13 protein-coding genes are annotated in these 14,770 nt (G+C 64.9%); 6 read left to right on the top strand and 7 right to left on the bottom strand.

The window, feature by feature from the left end; all coding sequences use genetic code 11:
• Nucleotides 1–45: 45 nt before the first annotated feature.
• Nucleotides 46–1,518 carry a leucyl aminopeptidase gene (locus HMP06_RS05095; RefSeq protein ID WP_176496128.1) on the bottom strand — a complete coding sequence of 491 codons (1,473 nt, stop codon included), beginning with the start codon at nucleotides 1,516–1,518 and terminating at the stop codon, nucleotides 46–48.
• 212 nt (nucleotides 1,519–1,730) lie between these two features.
• Between HMP06_RS05095 and HMP06_RS05090 the strand changes: the two genes are divergently transcribed.
• The 4 genes from HMP06_RS05090 to rsmA are packed head-to-tail and all read left to right on the top strand — an operon-like array spanning nucleotide 1,731 to nucleotide 7,271.
• Nucleotides 1,731–3,968, top strand: coding sequence for an LPS-assembly protein LptD (locus HMP06_RS05090; protein ID WP_176496127.1), 2,238 nt, complete (start codon nucleotides 1,731–1,733; stop codon nucleotides 3,966–3,968).
• Nucleotides 3,969–4,028: 60 nt separating this feature from the next.
• Nucleotides 4,029–5,429, top strand: a complete 1,401-nt coding sequence (locus tag HMP06_RS05085; protein ID WP_176496126.1) for a peptidylprolyl isomerase — start codon at nucleotides 4,029–4,031, stop codon at nucleotides 5,427–5,429.
• A gap of 7 nt (nucleotides 5,430–5,436) precedes the next feature.
• Nucleotides 5,437–6,435: a 4-hydroxythreonine-4-phosphate dehydrogenase PdxA gene (gene pdxA, locus HMP06_RS05080; RefSeq protein WP_176498365.1), complete on the top strand. Its 999-nt coding sequence runs from the start codon at nucleotides 5,437–5,439 to the stop codon at nucleotides 6,433–6,435.
• On the top strand, nucleotides 6,432–7,271 hold the full coding sequence (rsmA, locus tag HMP06_RS05075) for a 16S rRNA (adenine(1518)-N(6)/adenine(1519)-N(6))-dimethyltransferase RsmA (protein WP_176496125.1): 840 nt from the start codon (nucleotides 6,432–6,434) through the stop codon (nucleotides 7,269–7,271). Before pdxA ends, rsmA begins: the two co-directional genes overlap by 4 nt.
• On the opposite strand, the gene HMP06_RS05070 is transcribed toward rsmA, so the two are convergent.
• The 3 genes from HMP06_RS05070 to guaB form a co-directional block, all read right to left on the bottom strand.
• Complete coding sequence (locus HMP06_RS05070; protein WP_176496124.1) at nucleotides 7,268–7,774, bottom strand: tetratricopeptide repeat protein; 507 nt, start codon at nucleotides 7,772–7,774, stop codon at nucleotides 7,268–7,270. The two genes, rsmA and HMP06_RS05070, sit on opposite strands and share 4 nt — an antisense overlap.
• A gap of 34 nt (nucleotides 7,775–7,808) precedes the next feature.
• Nucleotides 7,809–8,981, bottom strand: a complete 1,173-nt coding sequence (locus HMP06_RS05065) for an RsmB/NOP family class I SAM-dependent RNA methyltransferase (protein WP_176496123.1) — start codon at nucleotides 8,979–8,981, stop codon at nucleotides 7,809–7,811.
• 105 nt (nucleotides 8,982–9,086) lie between these two features.
• Nucleotides 9,087–10,544 (bottom strand): IMP dehydrogenase, encoded by a 1,458-nt coding sequence (gene guaB / locus HMP06_RS05060; RefSeq protein WP_176496122.1) that lies wholly within the window; start codon nucleotides 10,542–10,544, stop codon nucleotides 9,087–9,089.
• 183 nt (nucleotides 10,545–10,727) lie between these two features.
• Between guaB and HMP06_RS05055 the strand changes: the two genes are divergently transcribed.
• A complete protein-coding gene (locus HMP06_RS05055) occupies nucleotides 10,728–11,702 on the top strand; it encodes an SPFH domain-containing protein (RefSeq protein ID WP_176496121.1) in 975 nt (324 codons plus the stop codon).
• Nucleotides 11,699–12,148 carry an NfeD family protein gene (locus HMP06_RS05050; RefSeq protein WP_176496120.1) on the top strand — a complete coding sequence of 150 codons (450 nt, stop codon included), beginning with the start codon at nucleotides 11,699–11,701 and terminating at the stop codon, nucleotides 12,146–12,148. Before HMP06_RS05055 ends, HMP06_RS05050 begins: the two co-directional genes overlap by 4 nt.
• Nucleotides 12,149–12,165: 17 nt before the next feature.
• Here HMP06_RS05050 and HMP06_RS05045 read toward each other — a convergent pair whose 3' ends face one another.
• The 3 genes from HMP06_RS05045 to HMP06_RS05035 are packed head-to-tail and all read right to left on the bottom strand — an operon-like array spanning nucleotide 12,166 to nucleotide 14,647.
• Nucleotides 12,166–12,480, bottom strand: a complete 315-nt coding sequence (locus tag HMP06_RS05045) for a hypothetical protein (RefSeq protein WP_176496119.1) — start codon at nucleotides 12,478–12,480, stop codon at nucleotides 12,166–12,168.
• A gap of 37 nt (nucleotides 12,481–12,517) precedes the next feature.
• Nucleotides 12,518–12,985: a hypothetical protein gene (locus HMP06_RS05040; protein ID WP_176496118.1), complete on the bottom strand. Its 468-nt coding sequence runs from the start codon at nucleotides 12,983–12,985 to the stop codon at nucleotides 12,518–12,520.
• Between the two features lie 54 nt (nucleotides 12,986–13,039).
• Nucleotides 13,040–14,647, bottom strand: a complete 1,608-nt coding sequence (locus HMP06_RS05035; protein ID WP_176496117.1) for a phosphoenolpyruvate carboxykinase — start codon at nucleotides 14,645–14,647, stop codon at nucleotides 13,040–13,042.
• Nucleotides 14,648–14,770 lie beyond the last annotated feature (123 nt).

Genomic DNA, 14,770 nt, shown 5'->3' with positions numbered 1-14,770 from the left:
CAGCCCCTCCCCTAACCCCTCCCGCACGCGGAAGGGGGATATCCACTACGCCTCGAAGTTATCCGCGACGAACCGGTCGAGCAGCCGCACGCCGAACCCAGTCGCACCCTTGTCATAGGTCGCACCAGGCTTGTCGGCCCACACCATGCCCGCGATATCGAGATGCGCCCACTTCACGCCGCTGTCGACGAAGCGCTGGATGAATTGCGCCGCGGTGATCGATCCGCCACCGCGCGGGCCGACGTTCTTCATGTCGGCGATCGGGCTGTCGATCAGCTTGTTATACGCGTCCGAAAGCGGGAAGCGCCACAAATGGTCGCCCGAAGCCTTGCCCGCCGCAAGCAGTTGATCGGCCAACGCATCGTCATTCGCGAAGCACCCGGCATGTTCATTGCCCAGGCTGATGATGATCGCACCGGTCAGCGTCGCAAGATCGATGATCGTCTTGGGCCGATGCGTCCGCTGCACCCACGTAATCGCGTCGCACAGCACCAGCCGCCCTTCGGCATCGGTGTTAAGCACTTCGATCGTCTGGCCCGACATCGAGGTGAGGATGTCGCCCGGGCGGATCGCGTCGCCATCGGGCATGTTCTCGACCAGGCCGCACACGCCGATGACGTTGGCCTTCGCCTTGCGCAGCGCCAGCGCCTTCATCGCGCCGACCACGGCACCGGCACCGCCCATGTCCCACTTCATGTCTTCCATGCCGGGGCCAGGCTTCAGCGAAATGCCGCCGGTGTCGAAGGTAACGCCCTTGCCGACAAGCGCGAGATCGGGATCACCCGCCCCGGCCCCGCTCCACTTCAGCGCGAGCAGTTGCGCTTCCTTGGCCGAGCCCTGCGATACGCCGAGCAGGGAGCCCATGCCCAGTTCGCGCATTTCGGCTTCACCGAGCACGGTCACTTCGAGACCGAGCCCTTCGACTTCGGCCAGTACCTTCGCGACGAAGGTTTCAGGATAGATCACATTCGGCGGCTCGGCCACGAGCGTGCGGGTGAGTTCGAGCCCCTCGGTCAGCGCCTTTTGCTTGCTCCATTCGGCATCGGTGCCGTCGGGCGTCCCGTGCAGCACAACCGTCTTCAGCGTCGGCTTGGCCTTTTCGGACATTTTCGTACGGTAGATGTCATGCCGCCAGCCGCGCTGCGCGGCCGCAGCCGCAAAGCGCGCGGCGGCCTTCGGCGTCGCGGCGGCGCTCGCGAAATCGACGCTCACGCCTTCGACGCCCGAAGTAAGTAACCGCGCGGTCAGTGCGCCGCCAGCACGCTCGAAATCACCGTCACTGGCGGCTCCGACACCAATCAACAACACGCGACGAACACCTGTCGTTTCGGCGACAAAGGTTTCGACCACGCCCGCCGTCTCGCCCTCGAACCGGCTGGCGCGCGCGGCCGCCTTCACGAGATCAAGCGCGGCCGCGTCGATCAGACCAGTTTCCAGCCCCGCCAGCGCGTCCTTCTCCACAAGAAAGACGATGGCGGCGCTCGGCGCGGGTGCGCCGCTGGAAAGTTCGATGTGCATGGAGAAGCCTCGGTTACGACAAAACAGGGATGAGTCGTGGCTATGTAGGATGCCGAGGCCGTGCTGGCAAAGTGCGACGCTGCCAAAGCGAGCGCGGAACGCATTTTGGCGCAGCACGATTGCAGCATGCGGGCAGCGATGCGATAGGGCAGGACAACCAGCGGCATCGGGCAAGTGTTCCGGGCCTTTTTGCGCCAGGGTATTGTTCCGACGTGATACGTGCTTTCCTTCTTGCCACGGCCGTATCGCCGCTCGTGCTGATCGCCACTCAGGCGTCGGCGCAGGACCTGCAAACGCGCACCACGCCGCCCCCGCCGCCATCGGCCGCGCCGAGCGCGCGTGATGATCAGGTGCAATTCACTGCCGGCAACCTGCAATATGATCTGGAGGACGAGATCGTCACCGCGACCGGCGACGTCCGCATGTTTCGGAGCGGCGATCGGCTGCGCGCCGACAAACTCGTGTGGAACCGCAAGACCGGCAAGGTCGTCGCGACCGGCAATATCGCGATCGTCAATCCCGGCGGCGACACGGCCTATGGCGATTCGATCGAGCTGAGCGATGCGCTGAAGGACGGTGTGGTCGAGAACATGCTGCTCGTGCTGGAACGCGGCGGGCGGCTGGCGGCGCGCAAGGGCACGCGCTCGCTCAACGAAACCGTCGTGCTGGAGGACGCCGCCTACACGCCGTGCGCAGTGACCGGATCGGACGGCTGTGCGAAGGAACCGTCGTGGAAGATCACCGCCGTGCGCGTGATCTATCGCCCGGAACGCGGCCGGATTTACTACAAAGGCGCTCGGATCAATCTGTTCGGCTTGCCCACGCTGCCGCTGCCAGCCCTGTCCAATCCGATCGGCGGGGACAATAACAACGGCTTGCTCAGCCCCGACTTTCGCTATGGCCGCGTCAACGGCTTCGAATTCGCCCAGCCCTATCATTTCGCGCTCGCGCCCAATCGTGGCCTGACGATCACGCCGCGGATCTACAGTGCCGTCCTGCCGATGCTGCAGGCCGAATATAGCGCGCTCAACACCCTCGGGTCTTACAAGATTGCCGGCTATGCGACGGCCAGCCCGCGCAGCGGAGATCTGCTGACGCCTACCCCGCCGGGGACGCCCAATTTCTTCCGCGGCTACCTCGACGGCGTAGGTCGCTTTCAGCTTAGCCCGAACTGGAGCGCGACCGCCTCGGTCCGTCTGGTCACCGATCGCACCTTCCTGCGCCGCTACGACATCTCGACCGATGACCGGTTGCGCACCACCGCCAGCCTCGAGCGGATCGACCGCGACAGCTATTTCGCGATCACCGGCTGGTACGTCCAAACGCTGCGCGTCGGCGATCGCCAGGGGTTGCAGCCGATCGCCCTGCCCGAGATTGATTTCCGCAAGCGCATGAAGGACGGTCTGCTCGGCGGAACGTTCGAGTTCCAGGCCAACAGCCTCGCCATCTCACGCCCGGCGGGACAGGATACGCAGCGTGCGTTTGCCAGCGCGAAATGGGATCTGCGCAAGCTGACGCCATGGGGGCAGGAAGTCACTTTCACCGCCTTCGCGCGCGGTGACGTGTACAACGCCAACGACACGCTTGCGACGACGGTGGCGAGCTATCGCGGCAATGAAGGCATCAGTGCCCGCGCGATCGGCGCCGTGGCGGTCGACGTGAAATGGCCGCTGATCGGCTCCTTCCTGGGCGGCACGCAGCGGCTGACCCCGCGCTTCCAGATCGTCGCGGCACCGCAGACGACCAACCTTGCCGTCCCAAACGAGGATGCGCGCGCGGTCGATCTTGAGGATTCGAACCTATTCTCGCTCAATCGCTTCCCGGGCTATGATCGGTTTGAGGATTCGACGCGCTTCACCTACGGGCTCGACTGGTCGGTCGATTTGCCCGGGTTCGCCTTCACCACCAACGTCGGCCAGAGTTACCGCATCAACACGCGCGCAACGCTGTTCCCGGACGGCACCGGCCTGTCGCGGCGGATGTCGGACATCGTCGGCCGTACCGAGCTTCGCTACCATGATTTCGTGTCAGTCGTGCACCGCTACCGGCTCGACAAGGACAGTCTGGTGCTGCGCCGCAACGAGCTCGATGCGACGATTGGCTCGCGCCAGAGCTATGTCGTGGTCGGATACCTCCGGCTGAACCGCAAGATCGATCCCACCTTGGAGGATCTGCAGGATCGCGAGGAAGTCCGCCTCGGCGCGCGTGTGGCCTTCAGCAAATTCTGGTCGGTGTTCGGGTCGACTGTGATCGATCTGACCGATCGCCGCGAAGATCCGTTGATGCTCGCCGATGGTTTCGACCCCGTACGGCACCGGCTCGGCGTGCAATATGAGGACGATTGTCTCCGCCTTGGCGTCACGTGGCGGCGCGATTATCAGGACACTGGCGACGCGCGCAGCGGCAACAGCTATCTGTTGACGCTGGCATTCAAAAATCTTGGCCGCTAAGCACAGGTTCAGGCGGAGTGCCGCACTGGGCCGGGTCGGCCGTAGTGATGGCCTTGCGGGATGGGACTAAAGTACGTGAAGACTGAAATTGCAAAGACGGCCCGTGTCGGTCGTGCGCTCGGCCTTGGTGTGGCACTTGCCGCCTTGGTGTCGCTGACCGGAGCCTCGATCGCGCAGAGCGTTCCCGATAACGCTGTGCCCAAGAACAATCTCGACCTTCCATCAAACCCGCAGGTGTTTGGCAAGGTCGACCCTAACGTCCGCAAGCCGACCGCGCTCGTCAACGGCGCGGTGATCACGGGAACCGATGTCGATCAGCGGGTGGCACTGCTGGTCGCGGCGCGCGACCTGAAACTCAACCCGACCGAGATGGCGCAGTACAAGCTGCTCATCACGCGCCAGCTGATCGACGAGACGCTGGAGATCCAGCAGGCCAGGACGGCGGAGGTTAAGATCGCGCCTGAGGAAATCACCAAGACCTACGACTCGATCGTCGCGCGCAATTTCGGCAGGACCCCGGCCGAGATGCGCACCTATCTGCGCACGATCGGCTCCTCGGAACGCTCGCTTAAGCGTCAGATCGAGGCCGAGCTTTCCTGGAACAAATATCTGCGCCGCAAGGTCGACGTGAATGTCGGCGATGAGGAAGTGAAGGCGATCATCAAGAAGCTGACCGATGCGCAGGGCACGACCGAATATCACGTCCGCGAAATCTATCTGAAGGCCGATGCCGACCGCGCGCAGGAGGTCTTCAATCAAGGCAAGCAGATGATCGAGTCGATCCAGAAGCGCGAGAAGGGCGAAGACACGTTCGGCTATTATGCGCGCGGCTTTTCCGCTGCGACGACTGCCGCGACCGAGGGGGATCTCGACTGGCTGAGCGAAACCCAATTGGCGCAATTGCCGCCGTCGCTGGTCGAGGCGATCAAGTCGATGACGCCCGAACATCTCGCCGGGCCGATCGAGGTACCCGGCGGTTTCTCGATCATTTATCTGGTTGAAACGCGCAAGATCGGCGTGGCCGATCCGCTCGATGCGACGCTGACGCTGAAGCAAGTCAGCGTACGTTTCCCCGACGGGATCAGCCAGGCGCAGGCCGATATTCGCGTCGCCGATTTTTCCAAGGCGACCCAGGCAATTCGCGGTTGCGGTGAGGTTGCCAAGGTGGCGTCGTCGCTCGGCGCGGAAGTGGTCGACAATGCCTCGGTCCAGATCCGGCAACTGCCGGGCGCGCTGCGCGATATCATGCTGAAATTGCAGGTTGGCGAAGCCAGCCCGCCATTCGGATCGGTCAAGGACGGCATTCGCACGCTCGTTTTGTGTGGCCGCGACGAGGCGCGCGGTGGAAATCTGCCGGGCTTGGAACAGATGCGCGGCCAGATGGAAAGCCAGCGGACCAATTTGCGCGCAAACCAGTTGTTGCGCGATTTGCGGCGTGACGCGATCGTCGAATATCGCTGATCGCCCGATGCGCGCGCCGCTCGCCATATCGATGGGGGATCCGGCCGGGATCGGCCCGGAGATCATCGCCAAGGCCTGGGCGCGGCGCGCGGAGGCGGGCTTGCCGCCCTTCTTCGCAACGGGGGACGCGCGCGCGATCAGCGCGGTGTGGGACGGTCCAGTAGCGGCGATCACGCATCCCGAAATGGCCACGGCCGTATTCGAGGCTGCGCTCCCCATTCTGACCGTGGAGGATGGCGGTGAGATCGTCCCCGGATCACCCGATGTCGAAGGCGCGCGCTGTGCGCTGCGCGCGCTGGAACTGGCGGCGGGACTTGCCCGGTCGGGGGCTGCGCGCGCGCTGGTCACCGGGCCGGTGTCCAAGGTACAACTCTATCAGATCGGCTTCAGTTACCCCGGACAGACCGAGTTCGTGGCCGAACGCTGCGGCATTGCCGGTGAGAATGCAGTGATGATGCTCGCCGGGCCAGATCTGCGCGTCGTACCCATCACCACGCATGTGCCGCTCGCCGCCGTGAGCGGGTTGTTGTCGATCGACTTGCTCGTGGCCAAGGGCCGCGCGACGGCACGCGGGTTGATGCGCAATTTCGGGATTCTCAATCCGCGCATCGCCTTTGCGGGTTTCAACCCCCATGCGGGGGAAAGCGGCGCGATTGGGCGCGAGGAAATCGACGTGATCGCGCCTGCCGTCGCGCAACTGCGGGCGGAAGGCATCGACGCGAGCGGGCCGTTCGCCGCCGACACGATGTTTCACGCGCGCGCACGGGTAACGTACGACGCGGCCTTGTGCTGCTATCACGATCAGGCCCTGGTGCCGCTGAAGACGCTGTATTTCGATGACGGGGTCAACATCACGCTCGGCCTGCCAATCGTACGAACCTCGCCCGATCACGGCACCGCCTTCAACATCGCGGGCAAGAACGTCGCAGAACCGGGCGCGATGATCGCCGCGATCCGCATGGCGGGTGAAGCGGCCGAACGCCGTGCCGCCGCGGACGACGCGTGAGCACACCGCCAGCCGCGGCCACGCCGGATCTGCCCCCGTTGCGCGACGTGATCGCGCGCTATGGGTTGAACGCCAGCAAGGCGCTGGGCCAGAATTTCCTGCTCGATGCGCAATTGCTCGCCCGGATCGCACGCATCCCCGGCAACCTGAACGATGCCGAAGTGCTCGAAATCGGGCCGGGTCCGGGCGGCCTGACGCGCGCGCTGCTCGCCGCCGGTGCGCGGGTTACCGCAATTGAGCGCGACCGGCGCTGCATCCCGGCGCTGGCCGAACTGGGCGAGGCCTTCCCCGGCAAGCTGAAGGTGATCGAGGGCGATGCGCTCGAAATCGACGCCGCGCCCTTGTTTGAGGGCAAGCCGCATATTGCCTCCAACCTGCCCTACAACATCGGCACCGCGCTGCTGGTGCGCTGGCTGTCGGCCGAGTGGGTGCCGTGGTGGCAAAGCCTGACGCTGATGTTTCAACGTGAGGTCGCCGAGCGGATTGTCGCCCCAACCGATGGTGAGGCGTACGGGCGGCTGGCGGTGCTCGCGCAGTGGCGGTCGCGCGCCACGCTGGCGATGCCGGTGCACCGCTCTGCTTTCACGCCGCCGCCCAAGGTGATGTCGGCGGTGGTGCACATCGTTCCGATCGAGGCTCCTAAAGATGTGCGGTTTGCCACGCTGGAACGGCTGACCGCCGCCGCCTTCGGCCAGCGCCGCAAGATGTTGCGGCAAAGCCTGAAGGGCGTGAACGGCGCGTTGGATGCCCTGGAGCGCGTCGGGATAGACCCGACCCGGCGGGCCGAAACCGTCAGCGTGGCGGAGTTCGTCACCCTCGCCCGCGCGCTCGGTTAGTCCTTCTTTGGTACCGTCGTCGGGATCGCCGCCGAAGCGGTGATGATCGGCGGCCCCTTGGCGATCGATGCCGACAGGGCCGCGACCTCCGGACAAGCGCGCTTTCCGCACACGGTTCTGATCCGCGCGAGATTATCCTTGGCGCGCGACACGGCGCCCTTGGCGACCAGCGCCTCGCCCTGCCCGCGCAGGGCCGCGACATCGTTGGGATCGAGCGACAGCGCCTCGCGGTACAGGCGGATCGCCTTGCCAGGCAAGCTGCGGCTTTGCGCGACTTCCGCCAGCGTCACGAACGCATCACGGTTGCGCGGATCGACCGTAACTGCCGTCTCCAGCACATCGGTCGCCGCGTCGAGATTACCCGCCGCCTGCAACGTCTTGCCCTTGGCCAGCAACGCGAGCGAGCGCGCATCGACCGCCGGATCGCCGCGCTGGCCCTGCACCGCGGTGCCGACGGTCAGCAGCGTCAGCGCGGCAGCGACGGCAACAGACGTATAGCGCATGAGATACTCCAGTTTCGACACGGGTATGAGGCTATCACGCGTGTTGCAATCGCGCGACAAAAAAGCCGTCTGTTGCGTCATGCGCAGGGGTCAGGCGGATGCCGGGGCCGTGGGTGCGTCCCGCAGGCAGATTCGGGGCCTGCGCACGCCAGCCCGGATTGGCGGAGAGAAAGGCGGCAACCTGCCCCGCGCCCTCTTCGTCCAGCAGTGAGCAGACGATATAGACCAATGCCCCGCCTGGTTTGACCAGCGCCGCGCCGACTTCGAGTACCTTGCGCTGGGTTTCGACCAGCCGTTCGATCCGGTCGGGGGTAAGCCGCCAGCGCGCCTCCGGGTTGCGCCGCCAAGTCCCAGTGCCTGAACAGGGCGCGTCGATCAGCACGCAATCGGCACTGCCGGTCCAATCGTCGAGCATTTCGAGCTCGCGGCCAGGATTGATCAAGCGGCTCTCGATGATCCCGGCGCGCGCCCGCTCGGCGCGTGGGGCGAGCCGCGACAGGCGATTGCGATCGGTATCGGTAGCCAGCACGACGCCCTGCCCCTCCATCACCGCCGCCAGCGCGAGCGTCTTGCCGCCTGCGCCCGCACACAGATCGACGATCCGCTGGCCGCGCTGGGCCTTGGCGGCGAGCGTGACGATCTGGCTGCCGGCGTCCTGCACTTCGATCGCGCCGTGATTATAGGCGGGCAGGTTCTCGACATTGGTGCCAGTCGGCAGGCGAAGCCCGTCGGGCAGGCCGGGGATGGGTTCGGCGCCCTCGATCTCGATCGGCTCGTCAATCACGCGGTTGATCCGCACATCGAGCGACGCGCGATCGATCAACGCAGCGCATTCGGCCTCGTCCAGATCGGAGGCGTACAGCCGATCAACGATCCAGCGCGGCGCGATTCCGGTGGCGGCTGCGGTTTCCTTGGTTCCGATCGGCGCGGGACCATGGCCGACGCCGTCGAACGTAGCGGCGAGTTCAGGGTCGGTGGCGGCAACCGCCAGCATGGCGCTGCGGCCCGAGGCGGGACGCTCGCCCACCGCGCGGATCGCCGCGTAGACGAGCTCGCGCACCGCCCGGCGGTCCTTCGACCCGGCATAGCGGCGCGTGGCGAAATAGCGTGCGATCAACGTATCGGCGGCGGCGCCCGAATCGCGCGCAGCATCGATGATCTGATCGAGCAGTTCGATCGCGGCCTGGGTTCTAGCGGATGGGGTCATCGTGTTCTTTCCCCCTCTCCCGTAAAGGGAAAGGGTCGGGGAGAGGGGTAGTAGCGGAAGTTGGCGCCTGTAACTGCCCCGCTCCCCTGACGGGGAGAGAGAGAATTATCGCGTAGGATAGTTCGGCGCTTCGCGCGTGATATCGACGTCGTGGACGTGGCTTTCCTTGAGCCCTGCACCGGTAATCTGGACGAAGCGGGCACGTGCCTGCAGATCCTGCAGCGTGGCCGAGCCGGTATAGCCCATCGCCGCGCGGATGCCGCCGACGAGCTGATGGATCACGTCGCGCGCTGGCCCCTTGAAGGCGACCTGTCCTTCGATCCCCTCGGGCACCAGCTTCATCTGATCCTTGATATCGCCCTGAAAATAACGATCCGCCGACCCGCGGCCCATCGCGCCGACCGAGCCCATGCCGCGATACGATTTGTACGCGCGGCCCTGGAACAGGAAGGTTTCCCCCGGTGCTTCCTCGGTCCCGGCGAGCAGCGAACCGATCATGCACGCCGACGCCCCCGCCGCGAGCGCCTTGGCAAGATCGCCCGAAGTGCGCAGCCCCCCATCGGCGATGACCGGCACGCCGTGCTTCTGCCCGACCTCGGCACAGTCCATCACGGCAGTAAGCTGGGGCACGCCGACGCCCGCAACCACCCGCGTCGTACAGATCGACCCCGGCCCGATCCCGACCTTGATCCCGTCCGCACCCGCGTCGATCAACGCGCGCGTTGCCTCCGCCGTGGCGACATTGCCGGCGATGACCTGCACCGAATTGCTGAGCTTCTTCGCCCGCTCGACGGCGCGCGCGACGTCCTTATTGTGGCCGTGCGCGGTGTCGATCACGACCAGATCGAGCTCGGCATCGACCAGCGCCTCGGTCCGCGCAAAGCCCTTGTCGCCGACCGTGGTCGCGGCCGCCACGCGCAGGCGGCCAGCACCATCCTTGGTCGCATTGGGGTAGGTGACCGCCTTTTCGATGTCCTTTACGGTGATCAGGCCGACGCAGCGATAGGCCTCGTCGACAACGATCAGCTTTTCGATCCTGCGCTGATGAAGCAAGCGCCGCGCCTCCTCCTTCCCGACCCCGGCCGAGACTGTCGCCAGATTCTCGTGCGTCATCAGTTCCGACACCGGCTGATGCGGGTTTTCGGCGAAGCGCACGTCGCGATTGGTGAGGATCCCGACCAATTTGCCATCGGCCTCGACCACCGGAATCCCGCTGATCCGGTTGCGCAGCATCAACGCCTGCGCCTCGGCGAGCGTGGCGGAGGGGGCGATCGTGATCGGGTTGACGACCATGCCGCTTTCGAAGCGCTTTACCGCGCGGACGGCGGCGACCTGTTCGTCGATCTCGAGATTGCGATGCAGCACACCGATGCCGCCCAATTGCGCCATCACGATCGCCATGTCGGCCTCGGTCACGGTGTCCATGGCCGAGGAAAGGATCGGAATGTCGAGCGAAATCCCGCGCGTTACGCGCGTCGCGGTGTTTGTCTGGCTCGGTACGATGTCGCTTTCCGCCGGGACAAGCAGGACATCGTCGAATGTGAGGCCGAGGCGAATGTCCATGGGTGCCGTGTCCTGCTGGGGAGCGAGTCGTGGCGGTCCATGTAACCGCCGCTCCCCGGTGGCGCTAGGGGGTGGGCTTGGTGCGCGGTTGCGTGTCGCATTTTGCTATGACACCGTAACCGATCTGCTAAATATGAAGCGAGCGCCGCATCCCTGCGGTGGCAGTTCGAGGACTTTGTTTCCATGGGCTTTATTCTCGCCGGTCTGCTCGTCCTGCTTGTCCTGCTCTATCTCGCACTCGGCATGAAGGTGGTGCGGCAGGGATATCAGTATACCATTGAAAGATTTGGGAAGTTTACCGCCGTGGCGCAGCCGGGGCTGACCTTCATCGTGCCCTTGTTCGACCAGATCGGGCGCAAGGTGAACATGATGGAGCAAGTGCTCGACATTCCGGGGCAGGAGATCATCACCAAGGACAATGCGATGGTCGCGGTCGACGGGGTGGTGTTCTTCCAGGTGCTCGATGCGGCCAAGGCGGCATATGAGGTGAGCGATCTGTATCTGGCGATCATGCAGCTCACCACGACCAATTTGCGCACCGTGATGGGATCGATGGACCTCGACGAATTGCTGTCGAAGCGCGACGAAATCAACGGCCGATTGCTCGCCGTGATCGACAATGCGACCGAGGCATGGGGCGTCAAGGTCACCCGCGTCGAATTGAAGGACATCCGCCCGCCCGCCGACATCGTCAACGCAATGACGCGGCAAATGAAGGCGGAGCGCGAAAAGCGGGCGACGATCCTCGAATCCGAGGCCGCGCGGCAAAATGAGATCAACCGCGCGGAAGGGCTGAAACAGGCGCAGATCCTTGAGGCCGAGGGCCGCCGTGAAGCCGCCTTCCGCGATGCGGAGGCGCGCGAGCGCTCGGCCGAGGCCGAGGCCCAAGCGACCAAGGTGGTGTCCGACGCGATCAGCGGCGGCAGCGTGCAGGCGATCAACTATTTCATCGCGCAGAAGTATGTCGAGGCGATCGGCCTGTTCGCGACATCGCCCAACGCCAAGACGATCCTGTTCCCGGTCGAGGCGACGCAATTGATGGGGACGCTGGGCGGGATTAGCGAATTGGCAAAGGAAGCGTTTCGCGACGGTCCTGCCCCTACCCCGCCCGCGCCGACGCGTCCGCGTGGGCCGTTCGAGGGGGGTGGCACGCAATGAGCGCGTTCGGAATCGCCTGGAGTATCGGCGCGCTATGGCTGGCCGCGGCGCTCGTGTTACTCATGGCCGAGATGGTGCTGCCAGGGTTTTTCCTGATTTTTCTCGGCGTGGCGGCGGCGTTGACCGGGGTGTTCGCGCTCATCGTGCCGGGAGTACCAATCCTGCTGCAGGCGCTGATATTCGCCGTTCTAACCGGCGGCGCGGTCGCGATCGGATGGCGCTGGTATCGTGGGAGCGATCAGTCGTCGAGCGCCCCCCACCTCAACGACCGCGCTGCTCGGCTGATTGGTAAGCGCGTAGAAGTGTGCGACGCGATCGTGGGTGGCGAAGGCCGAGTAAAAGTCGGCGACGGTGCTTGGAACGCGACCGGGCCGGATGCCGGGGTCGGCACGAGCGTGCGGATCGTCGGCGCGACTGGGGGCGTCCTGCAGGTCGAACCCGCCTGACGCGCCCCTTGGCGTGCTTACTTCTTGCCGAAAAAGCCTTCGGCAAGCCCGCCGAGCTGGCCGAGTATGCCGCCCTGCTGTCCCAGCAGCGAGGCGAAATTGCCGAGCGCGCCTTCGCCGCCGATGTGCGCGATGATCTGCTGCAATGTTTCCGCCGACAGACCGGTACTGGCGGCTGCGGTCGAGACGGTGTCGGTCGGCGCGGTATGCGCCTGGGCAAGGGCTGCCACCGCCGATTCGATTTGTTCCGGGGTCAGGCCAACCTTGGCGGCGAGGTTCTTTACGTCGACATTTTCAGTGACTTGAGCGAGCAGTCCGTCGAGCAATCCCATCGTCTTATCCCCTTTGCGGTGAACACGCGCGGCGATGCTAGCACGGCACCGGAAAGGGCGCGAGGTCGGGCGGCACGAAGCCACGTCGCGCCGCGACCGAGAAGAGCAATTCGCGGCTGTAAAAGCGCAGCGGCCAGTCACGCTGCCCGGCCGGAGATTCGAGCAGCGCGTTGACGCAGGCGGCGGTCGGTTCGCTGCTATCGCGCCGAGCAAGATGCGCGCGGATACCGGCGACGAAGGCGCGGGTGATCGTGTCGTGATAGCCGCCCATGTCGCCATTCACGCCGCCGACGGATTCATTGTAGGTCGAAATGATCGTGGCGACGTCGCGGTCCACGTCGATATCGGGCCGATTCCGCAGCAGCCATGTCGTCGCGGCAAGGTGCGCCTCGTGCGTCCAGTCGGCGCGCGGCAAGGTATGTGCTAGCAGCCCCTCCCCGATCCGTACGATCGCGGCATCATCGGGGAAGAGGCGCGGGGCGGTCGGTCGATCGGGTTCGGACATTTTACGGTTTCCTCGGGATCGGATCTTTACGCCCGATCCCGAAGACGCCCGGGGTCAGGCAGTGGCGTGCACCTTGGGCGCGGATTGTCGCACGCCTTCATCGACATGGTCGGCGAATTGCGCGAAATTCTCCACGAATTGGTCGACCAGCTTCGCCGCGGTCGCGTCATAGGCCGCCTTGTCCGCCCAGGTTTCGCGCGGGTCGAGGATGGTCGGGTCGACGCCCGCCACCGACACCGGCACCTTGAAGCCGAAATTGGGATCGGTGCGGAATTCGGCGGCCTTCAGGCTGCCGTCGAGGGCGGCGTTGAGCAACGCGCGCGTCGCCTTGATCGGCATGCGGCTGCCGACGCCGTATTTCCCGCCGGTCCAGCCGGTGTTGACCAGCCAGCAATCGACCCCGCCCTTGGCGATCCGCTCTTTCAGCAGATTGCCATAAACGGACGGGTGCCGCGCCATGAACGGCGCGCCGAAGCAGGTCGAGAAGGTCGCGTCGGGTTCGGTCACGCCGATCTCGGTCCCTGCGACGCGCGCGGTATAGCCCGAGAGGAAATGGTACATCGCCTGTTCGGGCGTCAGCTTCGAGATCGGCGGAAGGATGCCGTACGCGTCCGCCGTCAGGAAGATCATGTTGCGCGGCACCGGGCCCATATTGTGCTCGGACGCATTGGGAATGAAGTCGATCGGATAGGCGCCGCGGCTGTTCTCGGCGAGGCTCGCATCGTCGAGATCGAGCACGCGCGTGACTTGATCCATCACGACATTCTCAAGGATCGTGCCGAAACGCTTGGTCGTAGCGAAAATTTCTGGCTCGGCGTCCGCCGAGAGTCGGATCATCTTCGCGTAGCAGCCGCCTTCGAAATTGAAGACCGCCGTGTCGGACCAGCCATGTTCGTCATCGCCGATCAGCGTGCGGCTGGCGTCGGCGCTGAGCGTCGTCTTGCCGGTGCCCGACAGGCCGAAGAAGACGGCGGTGTCGCCGTTCGAACCCATGTTGGCCGAGCAATGCATCGGCATCACGCCCGTCGGCGGGAGCAGATAGTTGAGCAGGCTGAACACCGACTTCTTCATTTCGCCGGCATATTTGGTGCCGCCGATGAGAATCAGTTTGTCGGTGAAGTTGACCGCGATGATCGTCTCGCTGCGGCAGCCGTGACGCGTCGGATCGGCGCGGAAGCTCGGCAGATCGATAATCGTGTAATCGGGCACGAAACCGCGCAGTTCGGATTCCGTCGGCCGCACCAGCATCGTGCGAATGAAGCTGTTGTGCCACGCCAGTTCGTTGACGACGCGCACGTTGACGCGGTGCTCGGGCTGTGACCCGCCGAACAGATCCTGCACGAACAAATCTTCTTTGTCCTTCAGCGCGGACAGGAAATCGGCCTTCAGGACAGCAAAATGCTCCGGCGACATCGCCTTGTTGGTCTTGCCCCACCATACGGTGCTCTCGGTTTCGGCATCGCGAACGATGAATTTATCCTGCGCCGAGCGGCCGGTGTGTGCGCCGGTTTCGACCACGAGCGGACCATCCGCCGACAGCTTCCCCTCGCCGCGTGAGATCGCCGCCTGGATCAAGCGCGCTGTCACGAGGTTCCAATGCAGATTGGCGCGGGTTTCGATGCCTTGCGTTTCAAGACCGGCGGCGGGGATTCGTTCGCTCACGGCAATGTCTCTCCTGGATTGTCGCGCGGGCCATTTCGCTCCGCATACGTATGCCGTGCGCATATCGAGCGGATGTCCCACGGTCAAACGCCGTCGTTCAGCTTCCATTGAGCACGCAGGCGT

The organism is Sphingomonas sp. HMP6 (assembly GCF_013374095.1).
Classification (GTDB): domain Bacteria; phylum Pseudomonadota; class Alphaproteobacteria; order Sphingomonadales; family Sphingomonadaceae; genus Sphingomonas.
Note: the sequence above shows the minus strand (reverse complement) of the source record. Positions and strands in the feature narration are given on the sequence as shown.